Source organism: Marinobacter koreensis (genome assembly GCF_023156285.1).
GTDB classification, from domain to species: Bacteria; Pseudomonadota; Gammaproteobacteria; order Pseudomonadales; family Oleiphilaceae; genus Marinobacter; species Marinobacter koreensis.
The window spans coordinates 109,092-133,285 of record NZ_JAKZAJ010000003.1; the positions used below are offsets into that span (position 1 = coordinate 109,092).

The window sequence follows — 24,194 nt, forward strand, 5'->3', positions numbered from 1 at the left end:
TTGGTTCTATCGCCGCGATTGATGCCAGGGACCCTGAACCACCTGTGGAGTTTCCCGGAAGGCCAGGTCAGCACGGTGCGCCATGGCCAGGCTGCACCGCTGGCCGGGCCAGCTGCCACGCCGCTTGATCACGTTGATTTTGAGATCCTGGTGGTCGCCGGGGGTCAGCTCCAGGCGCAAAGCGGCCGGAGAATTCTGATCTGTATACCGTCGCTCCCGGAACAATACGCACACGTTGCTACCCGATTCTGATGCAAGCTGAAGCCGACGTATGTCGCGAGTGGCCAGTTTGCCCGGCCACGCCATTACCAGGCCCGTAACGGGGGAGCGCAGGCAGTTTTCCAGGGTCCACAGAAAGTCCCCTCCATCCCCGGTCTGAATCATGACAACCTGATCCAGGTTGATCCCTTCCCGGGCCAGGGCCGGTGCATAGGGTGTGTGAGGTGGGTTCAGCCAGAACACGGTTTTGCCCGTGCCGGTCAGCCGTTGCATCAGCGGCAGCAGCAGGTGTATTTCGCCGATGCCAGGTTGGTCCACAAGGCATTCACTCAGGGCGCCCCGGGGCCAGCCAATGCCGCCAAGCTGATTGTCCAGTAGCTGGTAGCCGGTTGACTCCGAAGGCGTGGTGGTTTTGTTGTGCCGGTGTCCCTGCCAGACCCGGGCGTCCTGCATCAGTGTGTTCAGTAGCTCGCTCATGGTGGGGGCTCTCTAATACTGTTTAAATATACAGTATTCTGAAGTGGGCCGGATTTCAAGCACGGGTTGATAAATCGGAGTGTTGCACCCAACGTAATGGCAGGGAGCAAAAAAGGAGGTTCGAATATGACCCAATTGAAACAGCAAGCCTGTGAAGCCTGCAGTTCCGATGCGCCCAGAGTCAGCGATGCCGAAAAGGCAGAGCTGCAGAAAGATGTGCCCGACTGGGAAGTTGTAACCCTGGATGGGGAAGAGCAGCTCCGGCATGCATTCAAATTCCGGAATTTTGCCGAGGCCCAGACGTTCACCAACAAAGTGGCGGACCTGGCCGAGGCGGAGAACCATCATCCGGCGATACTGCTGGAATGGGGCAAGGTGACGGTTCGCTGGTGGACCCATAAAATCGGAGGGTTGCACAAAAACGACTTCATTATGGCGGCCCGTACTGACGAAGCCTACAAGGCGATGCAGTAAAACCGTGTTTACAGGGTTGCCGATATTGTTGACCGGAAACAGGATCAGCCATGGTTGAAGACTGGACAGATAATCCACTGACCTTGAAACTTGGACGGGAAGAATTGATCATTCGCCGTCGGTATGAGGTCCTGAGTATTATCAACGACTTTTTCATCGCCATCTGGTTCCTGATCGGCAGTATCCTGTTCCTGTTTCCGGAATACGAGACGGCAGCGATCTGGTTGTTTATCATTGGCAGCTTCCAGTTTCTGATTCGCCCCACCATCCGGCTGGTCAGTCACATTCATATCAAACGCATTCCTTCGAGTAACTGGGAATCATAGCCCGACCATGACGCAGACACGTTCCTTTGTTCTTGTATTCGTTGTTCCTCTGGCCGTCTTTGTGCTCCTGGGGGCTGTGATTTTCGGAGGGCAGGCGCTTTCCGAGACTCGCGATGATGCCGAGGTCCAGCAGGCCATTGCCGCTGCTGTGAATGCAGGCAGTACAAGCGTAGAGCTTGTGAACCTTCAGCGGGTGGACCATGGTTACGGCGTCTGTGGCACCTACCGTGTGACCGGCAGCGATAAAGGGTTTTCGTCGTTCTACTACGAAACGGTCAATAAAAAGGTTGTTCTGGATACCTCCTCCCAGGCATTCCAGTCCCGTTGCGGATTTTCCACGCTCTGCGACACGTTCTGACATCACTGGCGGCTGAGACCAAATGTCGCATCTGCTGTGACACCGGGGAGCCGGTTGATAGAGTGCGTGTTCGATACCACCGCTTGCCCGATTCAACCTTTCAAGGAGCACTCCATGTATCCATTTTTCCGTTCATTGCTGGTGGGAGTTTCAGCACTTCTCCTCTCCACTGGCCTGGCTTTCGCCTCTGATGTGGCTGTCTCGAACCCGAAAGTGAGATTGATGCCGGGCGATATTCCCAGTGCCGGCTATTTCAAGCTGCATAACGGTACAAACGAAACCATCAAGCTCGTGGGCGCCCGCAGTGATGCTTTCGGAATGGTCCACATGCACATGAGCATGAAAAAGGACGGAATGGCTCACATGAAGGCGGTGCCCGAAATCGACGTGGCTGCCGGTGAGGACTTTGAGTTTGCGCCATCCGGCTATCATTTGATGCTTATGAAGCGTTCTGCGCCTCTGAAGGTCGGTGACGAGGTGGTCATCACGCTTGAGTTCGAGGGCCGGGACCCGATGCCGGTGTCCTTCAAGGTTGTGTCTCCTGCCGCCATGTAAGTTGGCGGTCCCATCGATTGAATTAACCGGGAGCTTATGTCCAGACTCTTGTTTCCGCTGTTTGTCGCGATGATCCTGGCCGGTTGTACTGGCGAAGACTGGAGGACGCAGGACGTTTCCGATGTTCTGCCGCCCCTGGATTTCGAGCTGGTCAACGAGTCCGGCAAAACCGTTACCGAACAGGATTATGCCGGCAAGGCGACGCTCCTGTTTTTCGGTTATACCCACTGCCCGGATGTCTGCCCGACGACACTCGCCCGCCTGCGAGCCATCCTGCAGCAACTGGACAGTACCCTGCGGGATCGGATCCAGGTGCTCTTCGTTTCGGTAGATCCGAAAAGAGACACGCCAGAGTCACTTTCTATCTATACAGACGCCTTCGGTCCCGAGTTCATCGGGCTGACGGGAACGAAAGCGCAGATCGACGACATTGCCAATCGCTATCGGGTTTCCTACAGCTACGATGAGCCGGATGAGAGCGGTAATTACAATGTGTCGCACTCCAGCGCCGTTCTCGCGTTCGACGATCAGGGCCACCCCACGTTCATGGCCATTCAGAGCGAGCCGAACGAAGCGGTGAAAGCCGATGTCACCAAACTGGCCAAGATGGTGGGAAAACACTGATGTGAGTCGGACAGGCGGTCGTTGAACGACCGCCTGCTGGCTGTTCAGGCGTAGGTATTGATCCTGCCGCCAATCTCTCCTTCAGCCATTTGCACGGCAGGGGATTCGGAAGTCTCTTCCCCGGTCGCGTTTGCCGTGGGCGGTACCTGCTGCGCAGACTGTACAGCAGGCTTGGCCTGGGCCGATGCCATCTGCATCAGTTGCTGAGCCTGTACCGAAGCGGATACATTCATCTCAGACATCCTTCTTGCCATTGGAAATGAACCCCGTGAGTTCAAACATAAAAACTCCGGGAGCCTCGATGACTGTTGTCGATCGTCCTTAAAGTTTCCTTAAGGCAAGCCTTACGGAATGGTTATCCGGAGTCAGGAGAATATCTATGTCATTTGCGCCCATCCATGACCGCGCTGCCCGTCGCAAGGGCGGCGAAACCGCTATGGCGGCCCTGATGCCTCGTATTGCCGGGCCGGGTGAGTTGGAAGCAAGGGGCGATGATCGTTACCTGTCCGAGATGACCCGCTGCGTTTTCAAGGCCGGATTTGTATGGCGGGTGATCGAGAACAAATGGCCGGATTTTGAATCAGCTTTCCAGGGCTTCGTGCCACTGTACTGGCAACAGGTACCTCCGGAGGTGCTGGAAGAGCTGGCAAAGGATGAGCGCATTGTTCGCAACATGCAGAAAATCCGCACGGTTCCGGAGAATGCCCGGATGATTGTGGATGCTTCGCGGGAACACGGCAGCTTTGGCGCCTTTCTCAGCCAATGGCCATCGGACGATCAGGCCGGATTGCTGCTGTGGCTGAAACGGCACGGCAGTCGACTTGGTGGCGCATCCGCCCAGTATTTCCTTCGCCGTGTCGGATGGGACGGATTTATTCTCTCGCCTGATGTCGTCACGGTTCTTGAGAGGGAAGGGCTGGTGGATGCCTCTCCCGGATCGAAAAAGAGGCTGATCCAGGCTCAGGAAGCGTTCAATCGTTGGCATCGTGAGACCGGTCTTCCATACAGTCACCTGTCACGGATCGTGTCTTTTTCAATCGATAGCTGAGCCAGTCCGACGAGAACCCTGCATGGGTGGTCTTTATCGCGTAAAGTTCGTACACCTTCACCGTCCAGGAGCTTTTCCTGTAAAGTCAGAGGTAGCTTCCTATTCATCAATCGGAGACATGCACAATGAGCGACCCCACCTATACGCCGCCAAAGGTCTGGAAATGGGATGCCGAAAGCGGTGGCCGTTTTGCCAGCATCAACCGCCCGATCGCAGGCCCGACTCATGACAAGGAACTGCCAGTCGGCAAGCATCCGATCCAGCTCTATTCGCTGGCAACACCGAACGGTGTGAAGGCCACGGTGATGCTGGAAGAATTGCTGGAGAAAGGTCACAAAGGTGCGGAATACGATGCCTGGCTGGTTCGGATTACCGAAGGCGACCAGTTTGGCAGCGGCTTTGTGAAGGTGAATCCCAACTCGAAGATTCCCGCCATGATGGATCACAGTGTGGACCCGGCGGTCCGGATCTTCGAGTCCGGCTCCATCCTGCTGTATCTGGCTGAAAAGTTTGGTGAGTTTCTCCCTCAGGATCTGGCCGGCCGTACCGAAACCCTGAACTGGTTGTTCTGGCAGATGGGCAGTGCGCCTTTCCTCGGTGGCGGTTTCGGACATTTCTATGCCTATGCGCCGGAAAAGTACGAGTATCCAATCAACCGCTACACCATGGAGGTCAAGCGTCAGCTGGATGTCCTGGATCGTCAGCTGGCGGACAACCGGTACATTGCCGGCGACGAGTACACCATTGCCGATATGGCCATCTGGCCCTGGTATGGCGCCCTGGTGAAGAATATGGTGTACGAGGCAGCCGAGTTTCTCCAGGCTCATACTTATACGAATGTGGTTCGCTGGACCGACGAGGTGGCGCAACGGCCGGCCGTGAAGCGTGGCCGGATGGTGAACAAGACCTGGGGGGATTTGTCGTCCCAGTTGCATGAACGTCACGATGCCAGCGATTTCGAGCTCCGGACCCAGGACAAGCTTGAGAACGAACAGTAGATCCTGCGCCGGTCGTATCAGGACAAAAAAAGGGCAGCCATCGGCTGCCCTTTCGTGTTTTCCGTAACCGGAACGAGGGTTCAGTCCTCGTCTTCCTCTTCAATAATCAGCTCGACTTCTTCCGAATCGAGGATCTGGGCTTCGTAGGTTATGCCCTGGGCCTCGATCACGCTCACGAAGGCGCGCAGATGGCTTTTGGAGCCGTCCAGCAGGTTGGAGTAGGCCAGGATGATCGGGCGTTCATCGGTCTCGTTGATGGCGGCGAGAATGTCCACCATGTCTTTTTCCTCGATCAGAGCGCCGACATAAAGGGCGTCCAGGAAGGAGCTTTCGCCCTTGGCGACGAGCTCATTGTAGAGCGCCTGAAGCTCCTCATTGACGAAAACACCAATTGTGTCGTTTACCACGGGATCTTCGACGTCAAACTTGTCCAGCAGGTAGTTGACGGTGCTGGTATGGGATTCCTCCGACAGCGCAATCTGGGCGAAGACCTGGGTTTGCTGGCCCCAGTATTGATCCAGGGTCAGATAGACATCCCGGGCCAGTTTCTCTTCCTCACGCATGTATTGAAGGTCACTGACTTCCACGCTGGCGAGATCGGAGCTGGTGCTCTCGGTGGTAGTGGATGTTTCTGTGTCGGTTGAAGCGGTGTCGACCTTGTGTCCGCCACCATAACCAGGGCCGCCGGCAGCGAGTGCTGCAGAGCTGGCAAAGACGGAACCGATCAGGGCGGCGGTGAAGAAGGATTTGGTATTCATAGACGACCTCATTACTCAGATATCGGAAAAATCCGGATTCACTATCTAAGACGACAAGGAATGAATGAAGGTTCGCATAAGAATGTAACTTTTTCGTCTAAGATCGTAAGTAGTTCTATCTATTTTCGTGAATTTTCCTGCAATCAGTACTCATTAAAAATTCCCTTTTTGTGGCGCCCACTGTCCTTTTTTCGATTCTTATTACGATTATCTTCATTTCCTTGTGCCCGGTCTGACCCAGCTCATAATCGGGCTGTCGCAAACCGTGATAACGTCATAAGGGTTGAATGCGCAGCCTGAAGATCCTGCTGCTGTAGTCTATTCTTTGAGTCATTCATCGTTGCACCACTCATCGAGAGTCCGCCCAGAGGAGTAGTTGATGACCGTACCCGCCCCCCTGGATATCGATCAGGTCTACCACCGTTGTCCACTCGAGAAACTGGAGTTTGAAACCACCGAAGCACTCGAAAATCTCGAGTTGCCCTGCGGACAGGAGCGTGTGCTTCGGGCTCTTGAGTTCGGTGCCAGCATGCAGGCGGATGGATTCAATCTTTTCGTGCTCGGTCCGTCCGGTGCCGGGAAGCACGAGTTGGTCGAGCGTTTTCTGGGCAAGCACGCCAGCGACCAGGCGGTGCCTTCCGACTGGTGCCACGTCTATAACTTTGAAAATGCGGATCGGCCCCGGGCTTTGGCCCTGCCGGCCGGTCAGGGCCGGGAGTTCCGTAAGGATATGAATGGACTGGCTGACGAGCTGCGCACAGCTATTCCCGCTACATTTGAGAGTGAGGAATACCAGTCCCGACTCCAGGAGCTGCAGGAGGAGATGGCCAAACGCCAGCATCAGGGATTGTTTGATATTCAGGAGGAAGCCAACCAGAACAACATCGCCATGATCACGACACCTGCGGGCTTTACTTTCGCCCCCATGCGTAATGGCGAGGTCATTGATCCGGAGGAATACAAGAAGTTTTCCGACGAGGAAAAGGAGCTGGTTGAATCCAAGGTGGAGGAACTCCAGAAAAAACTGCAACAGACCATTCAGCAGATCCCCCGTCTACGCAAAGAAGTGCGTGAGCGAGTGCATGCCCTGAATGAGGAGATGGTACAGCTGACGCTTGGTGGTCCCATGGGGGAGTTGCGTCAGAAATGGTCCCACCTTCCGGAAGTCGTTGATTATCTGGATCAGGTTCGGGAAGACGTTGTCGAGCATGCAGAAGTCTTCCAGGACAGTGAAAACGGACCGCCCGTGGGATTGCTGGTGCGTTACCGGGTAAACCTGCTGGTCGACAACGCCGAGACTGAAGGGGCGCCGGTCATCTATGAGGATCTTCCCAATCATCAGCACTTGACGGGGCAGATTGAGCATCGCGCGCGTCAGGGCACGCTCTACACGGATTTTACCCTGATAAAGGGTGGTTCCATGCATCGCGCGAACGGTGGCTATTTGATCCTGGACGCCCGCCGGATACTGACGCAGCCCATGGCGTGGGAGAGTCTCAAGCGGATTCTGTTCTCTGGTGAAATCCGCATCGAGTCGCTGGAGCGGCTCTATGGCCTGGTCAGCACCGTCAGCCTGCAGCCGGAACCGATTCCGGTATCGGTCAAAGTCATCCTGCTGGGCGATCGGACGCTGTATTACCTCTTGTCCCATTACGATCCCGATTTCCTCGACCTGTTCAAGGTTGAGGCGGATTTTGAAGACGATCTGGATCGGGACGACGCATGCTACAGTCTCTACGCCCGCATGATTGCGACCATGTCCAGGGCCGTCAAAGCGCGTCCGCTGACCCGGGACGCCGTGGCACGACTGATTGAACACGCCAGCCGCCTGGCCAGCGACCAGAAAAAACTCACAGCTCACGACCGGGTGCTCAAGGATCTGTTAACGGAGGCGGACCACTGGGCCGGGCAGAAGGCAGCCACGCTCATTGACGCGACACATGTGCAGCAGGCCATCGATGAGCGGGAATATCGTGCCAGCCGGGTCAGGGACCGGAGCATGGAGCAGATCAGCCGGGGTGTTGTGAAGATCGCGACCCGCGGAGAAACGGTAGGGCAGGTCAACGGCTTGTCGGTGCTGCGTCTCGGGGCCTCGATGTTCGGTCAGCCAACGCGTATCACCGCAACGGCACGACCGGGCAAGGGGCAGGTGGTCGATATCGAACGGGAAGCCAAGCTGGGCGGCCCGATTCACAGCAAGGCGGTCATGATTCTGTCCCGTTTCCTCGCCAGCCGTTATGCCGGAGATGGCGACCTGTCACTGTCTGCCAGTCTGGCGTTCGAGCAATCCTACGGTGGTGTCGAAGGGGATTCGGCGTCGATCGCCGAAACCTGTGTTCTGCTATCGGCCATTGCCGATGTCCCGCTGAAACAGGCCTTCGCCGTGACCGGATCCATGAACCAGCATGGCGAGGTACAGGCTGTTGGTGGGGTGAACGAGAAGATCGAGGGCTTCTTCAGCGTCTGTCAGAACGCCGGAGAGCTCGACAGCCACGGTGTTCTCCTGCCGGCGAGTAATGTCGAACACTTGATGCTGAAGCAGGAGGTTCGCGATGCCATGGCCGAGGGGCACTTTACCATCTACCCGATTTCCGACATCAGCGAGGCGATTGAGCTACTCACCGGAATGGAGGCAGGCGTCCCGGACGAGGAGGGCAGGTATCCCGAAGGCAGTTTCAACAGCAAGGTGCAGGCGCGCCTGAAGGCATTCGCGGAAGCGAGCCGAAAATCGGACGACGACAAGGCCAACGGCGAGGGAGGTAAAACCAGCGATGACTGATCAGCCCGAATCCAGGCCCTTGAATCCGTCGTCCGGTCGCGTTCTGGTATTGCTGGACGGTTCCCGGCTCAGCCTGTTGGCTCTGGAGGCTGCGGCAGAGATCGCAGCTGTCAGGGGTGCTGAAGTCCTGGGGGTGTTCGTCGAAGAGGTGGATGTGCTTCGCAGTGCGGGCTACGGCTTCGCACGCGAAGTGGGTGCAAGTTCGGGTGCCACACGACCTCTGGACAGCGCGATGATGGAAATGCGCCTTCGCGGGCTTGCTGATCAGGCGCGTCGGTCGCTTGAGCAGGCCGTGGGTGGTCGCGGTCTGCGCCAGGCTCTCAAGCTCTGTCGTGGAAGCGTGATTCACGAAGTGCTTGGCCTGGCGACTCCGGACGACCTTGTGGTCATGGGGCGGGCCGGCTGGTCGGCGATGCCCGGGTCGCGTCTCGGGTCGACGGCGCGGGGCCTGATACGCAAAGCGCCCGGTGATGTGTTGCTCTGGACCGACCTGAAGCCCCGGCAGCGCAACAGGGTTGTGGTCTTGTTGAACGACGATCAGCTTGAGAATCATCGAACCCTGTCAGCGGCCATGGAGCTTGCCCGCCGACACCGGCAGCCTTTGACGGTGCTGGTTCGCAGCGAGCGTGCCGGTAATCCGGATGCTGTCAGGGCCATCGAGCAGCAGCTGGCTGCCCACGATGCCAGTGCCCGGATCCGCGTAATCCCCCGTGCCAGTGCACTCCAGATTGCTCGTCTGCTTCGGGAGGAATCCGCGGGTCAGTTGGTTCTCAGTCGCCAGTGCAGCGTGTTTGATGAGCATGACATGGATCGCCTGGTGGTCGAACTGAACCTGCCCATTACGGTAACATCCTGACTCCCCGAATCTTTCCGGAATGTTTGTCTGATGTCTCTGAACGCCCTGTACGCGGATGTCCTCTATATTTTTGCCCTGACAACCCTGGCTGGTGCCTGTATCCCCCTCGGCGGTGTGCTGGCCAGCATCGAACGGATCAGTCCCAACTGGCTGGAGCAGGAGTTCCGCCATTTTCTGATCGCATTTGGCGGCGGCATCCTCGTGGGTGCTGTGGCGGTGGTTCTGGTGCCGGAAGGGCTGAAGGAGATGGGCCATTCGGTACTGGGGATCTACTTCATCCTGGGCGGCGGTCTGCTGTTTTTCGGCATCGAGCGGTTGCTGGGGGTCAAACAGAAGGAGGCACCCCAGCTCACCGGCGTATTGCTTGATTACATTCCCGAAGCGGCTGCCCTGGGTGGGCTGATCGTGGCAAGCCCGAAGATTGCCCCTCTGTTGGCGGCGCTGATTGCGCTTCAGAACCTTCCGGAGGGCTTCAATGCTTACCGCGAACTCAATGACCAGCCCGGCTATACACCACGCAAGACCCTTCGTTTCATGAGCATGCTGGTCATCTCAGGGCCGGTCGCCGGGCTGCTGGGATACTTTTTCCTGGCCGGCCACCGGGAAGTGCTGGGGGCCATCATGCTGGTCGCCTCCGGGGGTATCCTGTACCTGATCTTCCAGGACATTGCCCCCCAGTCGCGCCTGAATCATCACTGGAGCCCGCCATTGGGTGCCGTGTTCGGATTCTGCCTCACCATGTACAGTGATATGCTGGTCAGCTACGGCTGAATGGCGTTCAGGCGATAGCGCGGGCGTCCTCCTTGCGCAGGATTTCGTCGATCTCCTCGGCTGACATGGTTTCCTGTTTGAGTACCTGCTTGGCCAGGGCATCCAGGTGGTTCCGGTGCTCGTTGAGGAAGTCGACTGTGGCCTTCTCCAGTTCCAGCAGCTGAGACTGGATTTCTCCGTCGATCAGCTCTGCCATTTTTTCGCTGAATTCCCTGGGGGCGCCCATTTCCCGGCCCAGGAACACATGTTCCTCGCCCACGCTCAGGCCCAGGGGACCCAGCTTTTCGCTCATACCCCATTGGCCAATCATCTTGCGTAACAGTTTGGTGGCTTCTTTCAGGTCGTTCTGGGCGCCAGTGCTGACTTCGCCATAAACAATCTTTTCGGCAGAACGGCCCCCGAGCATGACCTTGATCCGATCCTTGAGATAGCTCTCGGTAAACGTATACCGGTCCTCTTTCGGCGTCTGCTCCGTGACCCCCATGGCCATGCCGTGGGGAATGATGGTTATCTTGGTCAGGGGATCGGCCTTGGGCAAAAAATAGGCCATGATGGCGTGCCCGCATTCGTGATACGCCACGGCTTCCTTTTCCTCGGGCGTCAGCTGGGTATCGCGCTCTTCCCCGAGAATGAGCCGGTCTCTTGCTTCATCAAAGCACTGGGCATCAACCTTGTCCTTGTTTTCACGAACCGCTGTCAGGGCGGCTTCATTGACCAGGTTTTTCAGGTCGGCGCCGGAGAAACCAATGGTGCGCGCGGCAATCTGGTCCAGCTTTACATCGTCGGCCAGAGGGGTATTCCGTACGTGAACCGCCAGAATCGCTTCCCGCGCATCCTTGTGGGGGCGGTCCAGGGTGATGGTTCGGTCGAAACGTCCGGGGCGGAGCAGGGCGCTATCCAGCACATCCGGTCGGTTGGTCGCAGCAAGAACCAGCACGTTTTCGTGCTCCTCGAAGCCGTCCATTTCGGTGAGGATCTGGTTCAGAGTCTGTTCCCGTTCGTCGTGTCCGCCGCCAAGGCCCGTTCCGCGGGAACGGCCTACCGCATCCAGTTCGTCAATGAAAATCAGGGCCGGTGCTTCTTTCCGCGCGGTCTGGAACATGTCCCGCACGCGAGCGGCGCCAACACCCACGAACATCTCAATGAATTCTGAAGCGCTGATGCTGAAGAAGGGCACATCCGCCTCACCCGCAATGGCGCGGGCCAGCAGGGTTTTGCCGGTCCCCGGCGGACCAACCAGCAGCACACCTTTGGGCATTACCGCGCCCAGCCGGCGAAACCGTTCGGGCGTTTTCAGGAAATCGATGATCTCGGTGATCTCCCGTTTGGCCGACTCGATTCCGGCCACGTTATCCAGTGTGGTGTGGGAGGTTTCCTTGCGGGCCCGGCGAGCCCTGGATTTGGCGTAGTCGAACAGTCCGCCTCCACCCTGGCTCATGCGCCGTTGGGCGGCACCCCAGAACCAGAACATCAGGGCCAGGAGCAGGATCCACGGCAGGAATCCGCGAATCAGTTCCTGCCACCAGGGCAGGCCCGAGGGCGTCGCCCGAATGGTAACGCTGTTTTTTTCCAGTAGCGGCAAAAGCTCCGGATCGTCCATGGGCGGTCGGATGGTATGGAAGGTGGTAGCCGGTTTCTGGTTTGAGGTCTGGTCGCTGCTGAATGCAGCGGTACCGCTATCGGTGAATTTGCCGATGATGTCCTCGGACTTCAGGGTGACCTCGGAAACCTGGTTCTGGGCCACCGCCGTCTTGAACTCCGAATAGGCCAGATCCTGCTGGCGCGGCTGGTTGCCGTCCTGCATCCACAGCACCATCAGGAATATGGCCGCACTTAACCAGAGAAACGCAAACTGGTTGGGAATGGCCGGCTGCGGGTTGTTGTCGCCGGGTTTCTTCTGGTCTGGTCCCTGCTGTGATGTCATCTGGGCCTCCGGTCGCCCTCCATGATTTTTGCCACGAAAACGGACTTGCCATAGGTCTCGAAGGACCATTTCATGGTGTCCGAAAGCACTTTCATGACCTCGTCGTATTCACCAAAAAGCTCTGTGCTCATTCGCCCGGAATACACTTCCAGGCCTGACTGCTCCAGTCGGGCGATCAGGTCCCAGATGGGCTGCTTGTAGTCGTCTTTGAGGGGATAACAGCTTAATTGTACAGAAAGATACATGTTGCCTCCCTTGGGGTCGGTGACCCCGGTCAATCGCTTGCATCAAAAACCCATGGCGGAGGATGTGCTTCGCCGTGGATCCGCGCCACCATAGAGAGTGCCATTCTCGTCGATCAGAATGCTCTGAATGGCCCCCATTGCGGCCCTGGTGACGACCTTGTGCCCCTTTTCCTCCAGCAGCCGGATCGTATCGGGGCTGACGCCCTGTTCGACACGGATCTCATCCGGCAACCACTGGTGATGGATGCGGGGGGCGTTCACAGCCGTCTGTATATTCATATTATGGTCGATGACATTCATGATGACTTGCAAGGTGGTTGTAATGATTCGGGAACCACCCGGACTGCCTGTCACCAGCCAGTTCTTTCCATCCTTTCGGACGATTGTCGGAGACATGGAGCTTAGCATCCGTTTACCCGGCTCCACTTTGTTGGCGTCACCACCGATCAGACCGTAGGCATTGGGAACCCCCGGTTTGGCGCTGAAGTCATCCATTTCGTTGTTCAGCAGAAAGCCCGCGCCGGCCACCGTTATTCCGGAGCCGTAGCTGAAATTGATCGTGTAGGTGTTGGAAACCGCGTTGCCCCATTGGTCGACAACCGAGAAGTGCGTGGTTTCATTGCTCTCATAGGGTGCCGGGTCCCCTGGCCGGATATCACTTGAGGGCCGGGCGTGGTCCGGGTCAATGCCATTCCGGAGCTCCTTTGCGTAGGCTTTGCTCGTCAGGCCTTTGACCGGAACGTCGACGAAATCGGAATCGCCAAGGTACTTTGAACGATCGGCGTAGGCCAGTTTCATGGCTTCGGCCATGTGGTGGATCGTTTTTGCCGAGTTGTGGCCCCAGGAGCCGATGGGGTAACCCTCGAGGATATTCAGAATCTGGACGATGTGGGTGCCACCGGAGGAGGGCGGTGACATGGAAAACACATCGTATCCCCGGTAGGTGCCGTGAACCGGCTTGCGGACCACCGGTTGGTAGTTTTTCAGGTCGTCCCGGGTAATCAGGCCGCCATGGCGTTGCATTTCCGCTTCGATCAGTTCGGCGGTTTTACCCTCATAAAAGCCTTTGACCCCCTGGTCGGCAATACGTTGCAGGGTATCCGCCAGGTCGGGCTGCCGAAACCGCTCACCGGGCTGCCACGGGGAGCCGTCTTCCTTGTAGAAGGTATTTCGCGTGGCTTCCCAGCGTTGCAGGCGTTCCTTTGCCTGCTCAAGACCCTCGGTAAACCGGGGCGGTACGATAAAGCCTTCGCGTGCGAGTTTGATCGCCGGAGCCAGGGCTTCTTTCAATGTGATGGTTCCATGGCGCTCCAGCGCCAGGGCGAAACCTGCCACGGTTCCCGGCACGCCGGCCGCCAGGTGGGTAAAGCGGCTCCGGTTGGTTACGACATTGCCTTCGTCGTCCTGAAACATGGTTTCGGTGGCTCCGGCCGGTGCCTTCTCCCGATAGTCGATGGCTTCTACGTTGCCACCATCTCCGGGAGAAATCAGCATGAATCCGCCACCGCCAATATTGCCGGACCGGGGCTGGGTCACGGCCAGGGCGAACCCGGCGGTGACGGCAGCATCCACCGCATTGCCGCCGGATTTCAGGACATCCAGGGCTATTTGTGTCGCCAGGGTATGACTGGTGGCGACCATGCCGTGCCGGGCTTCGACGGGGTGGAACCGCTCGCCTTCCAGAATGGCCTGGGCCCAGGCCCCGGAGACAAAACTCATCAACAGAAAAAACACGATCGTCCGCATGCGTCCATTCCTCGTTTTAGGCGTTCAGATAGGCTATGATAGCCGGTCATTTTTACTGGTGCGTACCGATTGCCCGCCCCGGTTTGCCACCGCGGATCCTGTCGCACCTGCTTTCCCGGATTCAAGTTAAGGAAAGGCTTCATGGAGCATACCTATCGTCTTGTGATTTCCTGCCCGGATCGGGTTGGAATTGTCGCCAAGGTGAGTAATTTCCTGTCCACCTATAATGGCTGGATCACTGAGGCAAGCCACCATTCGGATACCCAGACCGGCTGGTTTTTCATGCGGCACGAAATCAAGGCCGAATCGATCCCGTTCGGGCTGGATCAGTTCCGAGCCGCATTCGAGCCGATCGCCCGGGAGTTCAATATGAACTGGCGCATCGAGGATTCGGCCCGTCCGAAACGGGTAGTCCTGATGTGCAGCAAGGAATCCCACTGCCTGGCAGATCTTCTCCATCGCTGGCACAGCAAAGAGCTGAACGCCGAAATCGTCGCGGTCGTGTCCAATCACGACGATCTCAGGAGAATGGTCGAGTGGCACGAGATTCCCTACCACCATGTGCCGGTCAGCAAAGAGAACAAGGCCGAGGCCTTCGCGCACATTGAGGGACTGTTCGAGCAGTATGAGGTGGATGTCGTGGTCCTGGCCCGCTACATGCAGATCCTGCCCGCGGAACTCTGTGACAAATATGCCGGTCGTGTGATCAATATCCATCACAGCTTCCTGCCGTCCTTTGCCGGTGCACGTCCCTACCACCAGGCCTACAGCCGCGGGGTCAAGCTGATCGGCGCCACCTGCCATTACGTGACCCAGGATCTCGACGAGGGGCCGATCATCGAGCAGGACGTCATCCGGATCAACCACAGCGACTCCATCGAGGATATGGTTCGTCTGGGCAAGGACGTCGAGAAAAACGTTCTGGCCAGGGGGCTTCGCGCCCATGTTGAGGACCGGGTCATTACCTACGAAAACAAGACCGTGGTGTTCGGTTAGGCCTATGCCTCGGTTGCCCCTTGGCGGGGCTGACTGTGGTATGCTTGGCGGCTTGTTGAAGAATAACGACGGGGGCTGAAAAAGCCTTCTGCACGACTTCCAGATAACGCAAAGGAACCTTTCTCGATGGGTGAGTTAGCCAAAGAGATCCTGCCGGTAAACATTGAAGACGAGTTGAAACAGTCCTATCTCGATTACGCCATGAGCGTGATCGTCGGCCGTGCGCTGCCGGATGTACGAGACGGCCTCAAGCCGGTACACCGTCGGGTACTGTTCGCCATGTCCGAGCTGGGCAATGACTGGAACAAGGCGTACAAGAAATCGGCCCGTGTGGTCGGTGATGTTATCGGTAAATATCACCCCCACGGCGACTCTGCGGTCTACGACACCATCGTGCGTATGGCCCAGCCGTTCTCCCTGCGCTATCCGTTGGTGGATGGTCAGGGTAACTTCGGCTCCATTGACGGCGATAACGCCGCTGCCATGCGTTATACCGAGATTCGCATGGAGAAGATTGCCCATTCCCTGCTGGCGGATCTGGACAAGGAGACGGTTGATTACGTCGATAACTACGACGGCACCGAGCGGATACCCGATGTATTGCCAACGCGGGTTCCGAATCTCCTGGTGAACGGATCTTCCGGTATTGCGGTGGGCATGGCGACCAACATACCGCCTCACAACCTTACCGAAGTCGTCAATGGCTGCCTGGCGCTGATCGATAATGCCGATCTGACCGTCGATGAGCTCATGGAATATATCCCGGGGCCGGACTTCCCGACCCAGGGCATCATCAACGGCCGTGCCGGCATCGTTGAGGCGTATCGAACAGGGCGCGGCCGTATCTATATCCGGGCCCGTCACGAAATCGAGCAGGACAAGAAAACCGGTCGTGAATCCATCATCATTACCGAGCTGCCGTACCAGCTCAACAAGGCCCGGCTGATCGAGAAGATCGCAGAGCTGGTGAAAGAGAAGCGCGTTGAGGGCATTTCCGAGCTGCGGGATGAATCCAACAAGGAAGGCATCCGTGTTGTGATCGAACTGCGTCGCGGCGAAAACGCCGACGTGGTGATCAACAACCTGTTCGCCCACACCCAGCTCGAGACGGTGTTCGGTATCAACATGGTGGCGCTGATCAATGGCGAGCCAAAGATCCTGAACCTCAAGGAAATGCTGGATGCGTTCCTGCGTCACCGCCGGGAAGTGGTCACCCGCCGGACTATCTACGAGCTGCGCAAGGCCCGTGAGCGTGGCCACATCCTGGAAGGTCTGACCGTTGCGCTGGCCAACATCGACGAAATCATCGAGCTGATCAAGCAATCGCCGACCGCGGCCGAAGCCAAAGAAAAGCTGATGGACAAGGGTTGGGCGCCGGGTGACGTTCTGGCAATGCTCGAGCGCGCCGGTGAGGATGCCTGCCGCCCTGACGATCTGCCAGAGATCTATGGGCTTCGCGAGGGGCTCTACCATCTCTCTCCGGAACAGGCCCAGGCCATTCTGGACCTCCGCCTGCATCGCCTGACAGGCCTGGAAACCGAAAAACTCCAGAACGAATACAAAGACATTCTGGAGAAGATCGCCGATCTGCTGGAAATTCTGGGTGATCCGGAGCGTCTGCTTCAGGTTATCCGGGAGGAGCTCCAGGCCATCGTCAGCGATTATGGCGATGAGCGTCGGACCGAAATCACCAGCTCCCGTCGGGATCTGACCATCGCCGACCTGATCGACGAAGAAGACCTGGTGGTCACGATTTCCCACGGCGGTTATGCCAAGACCCAGGCCGTTGAAGATTATCAGGCCCAGCGCCGTGGTGGTCGTGGCAAGGCGGCGACGTCGATGAAAGACGAAGACTTCATCGAAAAGCTGCTGGTGGCCAATTCCCATGACACCATCCTGTGTTTCTCCAACCGCGGCAAGGTCTACTGGCTGCGTGTGTTCGAGATTCCCCGCGGCAGCCGTGGCTCCCGTGGGCGTCCGATGGTCAATATCCTGCCGCTGGATGAAGGGGAGCGCATTACCACGTTCCTGCCGGTCAGAGACTATCCGGAAGACCAGTTTGTCCTGATGGCGACGTCCAACGGCGTGGTCAAGAAAACACCGTTGCCGAACTTCTCACGCCCGCGCAGTAGCGGCCTGATCGCTCTGAATCTGGACGACGGCGATACCCTGGTGGGCGCGGCGATCACCAAGGGCGACGCGGAAGTCATGCTGTTCTCCACTGCCGGTAAAGCCGTGCGGTTTACCGAGGACCAGGTGCGTCCCATGAGCCGGACGGCCCGGGGCGTGCGTGGTATCCGGATGCCGGAAGGTCAGCATGTCGTGTCACTGATCATCCCGGAAGAGGGTGGCGTCATCCTCACGGCCAGCGAACACGGTTATGGCAAGCGCACGTCGATTGACGAATTCCCCACCTACAGCCGTGGTAGCCAGGGTGTTATTGCCATGCAGTGCTCTGAGCGGAATGGCGACCTGGTCACGGCACTGCAGCTGTTTGATGGCGACGAGATGATGCTCATCTCCGACAAGGGTACGCTGGTGCGGACACGGACGGACGAAGTCTCTGTTCTCAGCCGGAACACCCAGGGTGTGCGCCTGATCCGTCTGGCACAGGAAGACGAGCGGCTGGTCGGTGTTGAGCGGATTGCCGAATCCGATGACGAAGAGATCGAAGGCGAGGAAAGCGAAGAATGAGCAGGGCGTTCAACTTTTGCGCAGGTCCGGCGACGTTGCCGGAACCTGTGTTGAAACAGGCGCAGGAGGAAATGCTGGACTGGCGCGGTACCGGAATGTCGGTGATGGAGATGAGCCATCGCAGTGACGAGTTCGTGGCAATCGCCGAAACAGCAGAAAAAGATCTCCGTGAATTGGCCGGTATTTCAGATGATTACGCGGTTCTTTTCATGCAGGGTGGAGCTTCCAGCCAGTTTTCTACCATCCCCCTGAACCTGCTCGGCGAGAAAGGGTCGGCGGACTATATCAACACCGGTATCTGGTCCAAGAAGGCAATCGCGGAAGCGAAGCGCTATGGCACTGTGAACGTAGCGGCCAGTTCCGAGGATTCCGGCTTTGTGACCATTCCTGACCAGTCTGCCTGGCAAACCAGCGCCGATGCGGCCTATCTCCACTACACGCCGAACGAAACGATCGGTGGATTGGAGTTTGATTTTGTACCAGACAGTGGTGACGTGCCGCTGGTTGCGGATATGTCCTCCACCATGCTGTCGCGCCCGGTAGACGTCTCCCGTTTCGGTCTGATCTACGCCGGTGCCCAGAAAAACATCGGTCCTTCCGGCCTGGTCGTGGTCATTATCCGGAAGGACCTGCTCGGCAGGGCCCGGAAGGAAACGCCGACGATGATGAACTATCAGGTCATCGCCGACAACGCTTCCATGTATAACACGCCCGCCACCTATTCGTGGTACCTGGCCGGGCTGGTGTTCAAGTGGCTGAAGGAGCAGGGCGGCGTCGAGGCCATGGGCGAGATCAATTATCGTAAGGCGAAAAAGCTCTACGACTTCATCGACGATAACGACTTCTATGCCAATCCCATCGAGCCACGGTTCCGTTCCTGGATGAATGTACCGTTCACCCTGGCGGACGATGCCCTTAACGGCGAGTTTCTGAAAGGTGCGGACGCGCGTGGTCTGCTCAACCTGAAAGGCCACCGTTCTGTTGGTGGCATGCGTGCCAGCATCTACAACGCCATGCCGGAAGCCGGCGTGGATGCGTTGATTCAGTACATGAGCGAATTCGCCAGGGAGCGCGGCTGACCATGACGGATGAGAAGACCCGGCTCGCCGAGTTGCGGGACCAGATCGACAGCATTGACCAGCAGATCATGGATCTGATCAGTGCCCGGGCCGCCTGCGCCCAGGAGGTGGCCAATGTCAAAATGGCCGCCAACCCCGGACAGGACGTGTTCTTTTATCGTCCCGAGCGCGAGGCGCAGGTGCTTCGCCGTATCAAAGAGCAGAATCCGGGTCCGCTGGCGGACGAAGAGATGGCCCGGCTGTTCCGGGAAATCATGTCGGCCTGCCTGGCTCTGGAAAAACCGATGCACATCGCGTTTCTGGGCCCAATTGGCACCTTTACCCAGGCAGCGGCGCTCAAGCATTTTGGCCATTCGGTGATCAGTGTGCCGCTCCCTGCGATTGATGCGGTGTTCCGCGAAGTCGAGTCTGGCGCCGCACATTACGGGGTGGTGCCGGTCGAGAATTCGACAGAGGGAATGATCAATCACACCCTGGATATGTTCATGTCCTCGCCGTTGAAGATCTGCGGTGAGGTGCAGTTGCGTATTCATCACCATCTGTTGGTGTCGCCGGAGAGCAAGGATCAGGAAATTACCCGGATCTATTCTCACCAGCAGTCTTTTGCGCAATGCCGACAGTGGCTGGATACCCACCGGTATGGCATCGAGCGGGTCACGGTCTCCAGTAATGCAGAGGCGGCCCGTCGTGCGGCTGAAGAGCCGGGCACCGCGGCGATTGCCGGTGACATGGCTGCCGAGCTTTACGGCCTCGAAAAGCTGGCAAACTGTATCGAGGATCGCCCGGATAACACCACCCGGTTCCTGATTATCGGGCGTGAGGAAGTGTCTGCAAGCGGCCACGACAAATCGTCCATCCTGGTGTCGATGCGCAACAAGCCCGGCGCGCTCTACCAGTTGCTGGAACCCTTCCATCGTCATGGCATCAGCCTGACCCGCATCGAGACCCGTCCGTCGCCCAGTGGCACCTGGGCGTACGTTTTCTACATCGATTTTGAAGGTCACGTCGAGGACGAGCAGGTCCGGAAGGTGCTTTCAGATGTGGATGAGGAAGCCGTGGAACTGAAAAAACTCGGCTCCTATCCCATTGGTGTCCTTTAAATCCAGGTAAACCGGTTCGGAGGAAAATGGCATGGCCGTGGATTACCAGAGTCTGGCTGTCAGGGGTGTGCAGGCTCTGTCACCGTATCAGCCGGGCAAGCCGATAGAAGAGCTGGCCAGAGAGTTGGGTCTCGAGCCCTCTGGCATTATCAAGATCGCCAGCAACGAAAACCCGTTGGGTCCCAGTGAGAAAGCGCTGGCAGCGGCTCGCAACGCACTCTCCGAACTGTGTCTGTATCCGGACGGCAACGGGTTCGATCTGAAGCGGGCATTGTCCGAACGATATGGCGTCACTCCCGACCAGATAACCCTGGGTAACGGCTCGAATGACGTTCTTGAAGTGATTGCGCGCTGTTTCGCGGATGCCGACGCCGAAGTGATCTACTCCCAATACGCATTCGCGGTTTATCCGCTGGTGACCCAGGCCATTGGTGCCCGTGGTGTGTCCGTTCCAGCCCGAGACTGGGGGCACGACCTGGACGCGATGGCGAATGCGGTGACCGACCGGACCCGTCTGGTATTTGTGGCCAACCCGAATAACCCCACGGGCACGGTACACACTGCGGACGCCATCGAGGCATTTCTGGAACGTATCCCGGAGCGGGTTCTGGTAGTGCTTGACGAGGCCTATTGTGAATACCTGACCGGAGATGAGTATCCGGATGGCGTGCGACTGCTCTCCCGGTTTCCGAACCTGATTGTCTGCCGCACGTTCTCCAAGGCCTGGGGGCTTGCGGCCCTGCGGGTTGGATATAGCCTCAGCTCGCCGGAGATTGCGGATATCCTCAATCGCGTCCGGCAGCCATTCAATGTCGATACGGTGGCGCTGTCCGCCGCGACTGCCGTTCTGGGCGATGAGGATTATCTGACCCGTTCCCGGGAAGTGAATGCAGCGGGGCTCATTCAGCTCGCAGAGGGTTTCGACCGACTGGGGTTGTCCTATATTCCGTCCGTCGGCAACTTCATCGCCGTTGAGGTCGGCGAGAAGGCAGGGCAGGTCTACCAGTCTCTGCTGTCCCACGGTGTGATCGTCCGGCCGATCGGCGGTTACGGGATGCCAGGACATCTTCGTGTCTCCGTGGGGCTGCCTGAAGAAAACGCCCGGTTCCTGGAAGTCCTGTCGACGTCTTTGAACGAGTCGGGTCAGGGAGTCTGAAGTGGGCGAGGAGAAGCCGCTTTTCACTCGTGTTGCCATTATCGGTCTCGGACTTATCGGTGGCTCCCTGGCCTGCGCGCTCAGGCAGCGTCGACTGACAGGCGAAGTCGTCGGTTTTGACAAGCGGCCCGATGAACTGGCTTTGGCCGCCGAACTTGGCGTGATCGACAGGGCCGCAGATTCTCTGGAGGACGCCGTCCGGGGCAGTGATCTGGTGGTTCTCGCCGTGCCGGTCCGCGCCACCCGCTCTGTACTGGAATCGCTCAAACCTTACCTGGATTCGGATGCTGTTCTTACTGACGTGGGCAGTACCAAATCCAGTTTCGTGTCAGATGTGAGAGCCGTATTTGGCGAGGTTTCTCCCCGGGTCATTCCCGGGCATCCCATCGCCGGTTCCGAAAAAAGCGGGATCCGGGCGGCGAATCCAGAGCTGTTTGCCCAGCACAAGGTGATCCTGACCCCGGCAGCAAATACTGACGCGGGCGCACTTGACCGTCTGAAGAGCCTTTGGGAAGGCTGCGGCGCCACGGTGTTGACCATGACAGTCGACTACCACGATGAAGTGTTGGCCGCGACCAGTCATTTGCCCCATCTGATCGCCTTCTCTCTGGTGGACACCCTGGCCGGCGAAGATGAGAATATGGATATTTTCCGCTACGCGGCGGGCGGGTTCCGGGATTTCACCCGCATTGCGGCGAGTGATCCGGTCATGTGGCACGATATCTTCCTGTCGAACCGGGATGCCGTTCTCCGGGTTATCGATCACTTTACCCATGATCTTGATCAGCTTCGTACCGCGATTGCCAACGGTGACGGGGCGACAATGTTGCGGGTCTTCAGTCGCGCCAAGGCGGCGCGGGAACATTTTTCAAAGATGCTTTCAGGGCAGGCGTACGTGACAACTAACAGCGACAAACAGGTAACCTTCCAGCTCATGCCGGGCGGGGCCATCACGGGTGACATTCGTGTCCCCGGTGATAAGTCCATGTCCCATCGTTCCATCATGTTGGGTGCTCTGGCCGAAGGGATTACCGAGGTGAAAGGGTTTCTCGAGGGCGAGGACAGCCTGGCGACCCTGCAGGCTTTCCGGGACATGGGCGTGACCATTGAGGGCCCGGACAGCGGCTTTGTGCGTATTCACGGGGTGGGCATGCGGGGTCTTCAGCGCCCGCGTGGGCCACTTTACGTTGGCAACTCCGGCACGGCCATGCGTCTGTTTGCCGGCCTTCTGGCGGCCCAGTCGTTCGACTCGGAGCTGACCGGGGATGCCAGCCTGTCGAAGCGACCCATGGGGCGGGTGGCGGATCCGCTGAGGGCCATGGGCGCGGTCATAGAGACGGCCGAAGGCGGACGGCCTCCCCTGAAAATTCGCGGTGGCCAGGCACTGACCGGTATCCATTATGAAATGCCTGTTGCCAGCGCGCAGGTCAAATCCTGCCTGTTGCTGGCCGGCCTTTACGCTGAGGGCGTCACATCGGTGACCGAGCCGGCCCCCACTCGGGATCATACAGAGAGAATGCTCGCCGGCTTTGGCTATCACGTCCATCGGGACGGTGCGACGGCCAGCGTCACCGGCGGAGGTACGTTGACTGCCTGCGCGATTGACGTTCCGGCGGACATCTCATCCGCGGCGTTCTTCCTGGTTGCTGCGAGCATTGCGCCGGGATCCGACCTGATTCTCCGTCACGTTGGAATGAATCCGACCCGGGTTGGGGTGATCAACATCCTCCAGAAAATGGGTGCGAATATCGAGATTCTGGAAGAGCGGGAAATCGGTGGCGAGCCCGTCGCCGACCTGCGTGTCCGCTCGGCCGATCTCCGGGGCATTGATATTCCGGAAGATCAGGTGCCACTCGCCATTGATGAATTCCCGGTTCTCTTCATTGCGGCGGCTTGTGCCGAGGGTCGTACCGTACTGCGCGGCGCCGAGGAGTTGCGGGTCAAGGAGAGTGACCGGATTCAGGTAATGGCGGACGGCCTCGCTGCCGTGGGCGTTGAAACCACGGTGACTCCGGATGGCATTGTCATTGATGGTGGCCAGGAGATCGGAAGCGGTACCGTGAACAGTCATGGTGATCACCGTATCGCGATGGCGTTTGCCGTCGCCTCGCTCCGGGCGACTGGCCCGATCGAAGTGGAGGATTGCGCCAACGTGGCGACGTCCTTCCCCGGGTTCGTCGAGCTGGCGAGGCAGACCGGAATCCAGATCACCGCGGAAGGTAGCGAATGATGTCGGATAACAAAGCACCGGTAATTACCGTTGATGGCCCGGGTGGCGCGGGGAAGGGGACCATTACGCAGATGCTGGCGCAAAAGCTGGGCTGGTCCCTCCTGGACAGCGGTGCGCTTTATCGGTTGACGGCACTGGCCGCCGAGCGCCAGGGCGTTTCCCTGGATGATGACGCCGGCCTTGTTGAGGTCGCATCGTCTCTGGATGTGGCCTTTGAGCCGACCCCGGTTGGCGAGCCGGTAAGGGTCTTGTTGGCGGGCGAAGACGTCACCTCCGAGATCCGGACGGAAAACTGTGGTAACAACGCGTCGAAGGTGGCGGTGAAACAGCCGGTTCGCGATGCCCTGCTGCAAAGGCAGCGGGATTTCCGCAAGAACCCCGGGCTTGTTGCCGACGGACGGGATATGGGGACGGTCGTGTTTCCGGATGCGCCGGTCAAGATCTTCCTCACCGCCAGTGCCGAAGAGCGTGCCCGGCGACGTTTTAATCAGTTGAAGGAGGCGGGTGTCGATGTTAATATTGATGCCCTTTTAGAGGAGATACGGGCTCGTGACGAGCGGGATATGAACCGTTCCGCAGCCCCTCTCAAGCCTGCAGATGATGCGCAAGTCATTGATTCTACGGGTTTGAGCATAGAAGAGGTGTTGGACAGGTGTATGGCCGCTGCAGGTCAGGCCTGACTACACCTTTTTGTCGTTGGAATGCCGGATGCAGTGATTATTGCCAGTCATTGGCTGCTCCCGGCAATCGTTAACAGACCGTGTTGCTGGCGACACGGAGC

The 24,194-nt window shown here is 58.2% G+C and carries 23 protein-coding genes; 17 read left to right on the forward strand and 6 right to left on the reverse strand.

Going from position 1 to position 24,194, the window contains the following annotated elements; translation table 11 throughout:
• Positions 1 to 6: 6 nt before the first annotated feature.
• Complete coding sequence (imuA, locus tag MLD04_RS08760; RefSeq protein WP_248157122.1) at positions 7 to 696, reverse strand: translesion DNA synthesis-associated protein ImuA; 690 nt, start codon at positions 694 to 696, stop codon at positions 7 to 9.
• Between the two features lie 126 nt (positions 697 to 822).
• Here imuA and MLD04_RS08765 point away from each other — a divergent pair, with 126 nt between their 5' ends.
• From MLD04_RS08765 to MLD04_RS08785, 5 genes are all read left to right on the forward strand, one after another.
• Positions 823 to 1,170, forward strand: coding sequence for a 4a-hydroxytetrahydrobiopterin dehydratase (locus MLD04_RS08765; RefSeq protein WP_248157125.1), 348 nt, complete (start codon positions 823 to 825; stop codon positions 1,168 to 1,170).
• A 50-nt stretch (positions 1,171 to 1,220) separates the two neighbouring features.
• Complete coding sequence (locus tag MLD04_RS08770) at positions 1,221 to 1,496, forward strand: YrhK family protein (protein WP_248157127.1); 276 nt, start codon at positions 1,221 to 1,223, stop codon at positions 1,494 to 1,496.
• A gap of 7 nt (positions 1,497 to 1,503) precedes the next feature.
• Positions 1,504 to 1,854, forward strand: coding sequence for a hypothetical protein (locus MLD04_RS08775; RefSeq protein WP_248157128.1), 351 nt, complete (start codon positions 1,504 to 1,506; stop codon positions 1,852 to 1,854).
• Positions 1,855 to 1,968: 114 nt separating this feature from the next.
• A complete protein-coding gene (locus tag MLD04_RS08780; RefSeq protein WP_248157130.1) occupies positions 1,969 to 2,409 on the forward strand; it encodes a copper chaperone PCu(A)C in 441 nt (146 codons plus the stop codon).
• Between the two features lie 36 nt (positions 2,410 to 2,445).
• Positions 2,446 to 3,033 (forward strand): SCO family protein, encoded by a 588-nt coding sequence (locus MLD04_RS08785; RefSeq protein WP_282451827.1) that lies wholly within the window; start codon positions 2,446 to 2,448, stop codon positions 3,031 to 3,033.
• A gap of 44 nt (positions 3,034 to 3,077) precedes the next feature.
• Here MLD04_RS08785 and MLD04_RS08790 read toward each other — a convergent pair whose 3' ends face one another.
• Positions 3,078 to 3,266 carry a hypothetical protein gene (locus MLD04_RS08790; protein ID WP_248157132.1) on the reverse strand — a complete coding sequence of 63 codons (189 nt, stop codon included), beginning with the start codon at positions 3,264 to 3,266 and terminating at the stop codon, positions 3,078 to 3,080.
• Positions 3,267 to 3,412: 146 nt separating this feature from the next.
• Between MLD04_RS08790 and MLD04_RS08795 the strand changes: the two genes are divergently transcribed.
• Together MLD04_RS08795 and yghU are read left to right on the forward strand one after the other, a co-directional pair.
• Positions 3,413 to 4,081: a DNA-3-methyladenine glycosylase I gene (locus MLD04_RS08795; RefSeq protein ID WP_248157135.1), complete on the forward strand. Its 669-nt coding sequence runs from the start codon at positions 3,413 to 3,415 to the stop codon at positions 4,079 to 4,081.
• Between the two features lie 125 nt (positions 4,082 to 4,206).
• Positions 4,207 to 5,079, forward strand: a complete 873-nt coding sequence (gene yghU, locus MLD04_RS08800) for a glutathione-dependent disulfide-bond oxidoreductase (protein WP_248157142.1) — start codon at positions 4,207 to 4,209, stop codon at positions 5,077 to 5,079.
• Positions 5,080 to 5,159: 80 nt separating this feature from the next.
• On the opposite strand, the gene MLD04_RS08805 is transcribed toward yghU, so the two are convergent.
• Positions 5,160 to 5,837, reverse strand: a complete 678-nt coding sequence (locus MLD04_RS08805; RefSeq protein WP_248157144.1) for a DUF2202 domain-containing protein — start codon at positions 5,835 to 5,837, stop codon at positions 5,160 to 5,162.
• Positions 5,838 to 6,216: 379 nt separating this feature from the next.
• Between MLD04_RS08805 and MLD04_RS08810 the strand changes: the two genes are divergently transcribed.
• The 3 genes from MLD04_RS08810 to MLD04_RS08820 are packed head-to-tail and all read left to right on the forward strand — an operon-like array spanning position 6,217 to position 10,243.
• Complete coding sequence (locus tag MLD04_RS08810) at positions 6,217 to 8,616, forward strand: Lon protease family protein (RefSeq protein WP_248157146.1); 2,400 nt, start codon at positions 6,217 to 6,219, stop codon at positions 8,614 to 8,616.
• Complete coding sequence (locus MLD04_RS08815; RefSeq protein WP_248157147.1) at positions 8,609 to 9,472, forward strand: universal stress protein; 864 nt, start codon at positions 8,609 to 8,611, stop codon at positions 9,470 to 9,472. Before MLD04_RS08810 ends, MLD04_RS08815 begins: the two co-directional genes overlap by 8 nt.
• Before the next feature lie 30 nt (positions 9,473 to 9,502).
• Complete coding sequence (locus MLD04_RS08820) at positions 9,503 to 10,243, forward strand: ZIP family metal transporter (RefSeq protein ID WP_248157149.1); 741 nt, start codon at positions 9,503 to 9,505, stop codon at positions 10,241 to 10,243.
• A 7-nt stretch (positions 10,244 to 10,250) separates the two neighbouring features.
• Here MLD04_RS08820 and ftsH read toward each other — a convergent pair whose 3' ends face one another.
• From ftsH to ggt, 3 genes are read right to left on the reverse strand one after another with little or no spacing between them, the layout of a single operon-like run.
• Complete coding sequence (gene ftsH, locus MLD04_RS08825) at positions 10,251 to 12,167, reverse strand: ATP-dependent zinc metalloprotease FtsH (RefSeq protein ID WP_248157151.1); 1,917 nt, start codon at positions 12,165 to 12,167, stop codon at positions 10,251 to 10,253.
• The gene (locus MLD04_RS08830) at positions 12,164 to 12,412 is read right to left on the reverse strand and encodes a YkoF family thiamine/hydroxymethylpyrimidine-binding protein (protein ID WP_008938040.1); all 249 of its coding nucleotides are present in this window, start codon (positions 12,410 to 12,412) and stop codon (positions 12,164 to 12,166) included. The genes ftsH and MLD04_RS08830 overlap by 4 nt, the downstream gene beginning before the upstream one ends.
• 42 nt (positions 12,413 to 12,454) lie before the next feature.
• A complete protein-coding gene (ggt, locus tag MLD04_RS08835) occupies positions 12,455 to 14,158 on the reverse strand; it encodes a gamma-glutamyltransferase (protein ID WP_248157154.1) in 1,704 nt (567 codons plus the stop codon).
• A 141-nt stretch (positions 14,159 to 14,299) separates the two neighbouring features.
• Between ggt and purU the strand changes: the two genes are divergently transcribed.
• From purU to cmk, 7 genes are all read left to right on the forward strand, one after another.
• Positions 14,300 to 15,154: a formyltetrahydrofolate deformylase gene (gene purU / locus MLD04_RS08840; protein WP_248157161.1), complete on the forward strand. Its 855-nt coding sequence runs from the start codon at positions 14,300 to 14,302 to the stop codon at positions 15,152 to 15,154.
• A 126-nt stretch (positions 15,155 to 15,280) separates the two neighbouring features.
• Complete coding sequence (gene gyrA, locus MLD04_RS08845) at positions 15,281 to 17,848, forward strand: DNA gyrase subunit A (RefSeq protein WP_248157163.1); 2,568 nt, start codon at positions 15,281 to 15,283, stop codon at positions 17,846 to 17,848.
• Complete coding sequence (gene serC / locus MLD04_RS08850) at positions 17,845 to 18,927, forward strand: 3-phosphoserine/phosphohydroxythreonine transaminase (RefSeq protein WP_248157165.1); 1,083 nt, start codon at positions 17,845 to 17,847, stop codon at positions 18,925 to 18,927. Before gyrA ends, serC begins: the two co-directional genes overlap by 4 nt.
• A gap of 2 nt (positions 18,928 to 18,929) precedes the next feature.
• Complete coding sequence (pheA, locus tag MLD04_RS08855; protein ID WP_248157167.1) at positions 18,930 to 20,027, forward strand: prephenate dehydratase; 1,098 nt, start codon at positions 18,930 to 18,932, stop codon at positions 20,025 to 20,027.
• Between the two features lie 31 nt (positions 20,028 to 20,058).
• On the forward strand, positions 20,059 to 21,183 hold the full coding sequence (gene hisC / locus MLD04_RS08860; protein WP_248157169.1) for a histidinol-phosphate transaminase: 1,125 nt from the start codon (positions 20,059 to 20,061) through the stop codon (positions 21,181 to 21,183).
• Position 21,184: 1 nt separating this feature from the next.
• Positions 21,185 to 23,413, forward strand: a complete 2,229-nt coding sequence (locus MLD04_RS08865) for a bifunctional prephenate dehydrogenase/3-phosphoshikimate 1-carboxyvinyltransferase (RefSeq protein WP_248157171.1) — start codon at positions 21,185 to 21,187, stop codon at positions 23,411 to 23,413.
• Positions 23,413 to 24,093 carry a (d)CMP kinase gene (gene cmk, locus MLD04_RS08870; protein ID WP_248158244.1) on the forward strand — a complete coding sequence of 227 codons (681 nt, stop codon included), beginning with the start codon at positions 23,413 to 23,415 and terminating at the stop codon, positions 24,091 to 24,093. The genes MLD04_RS08865 and cmk overlap by 1 nt, the downstream gene beginning before the upstream one ends.
• Positions 24,094 to 24,194 lie beyond the last annotated feature (101 nt).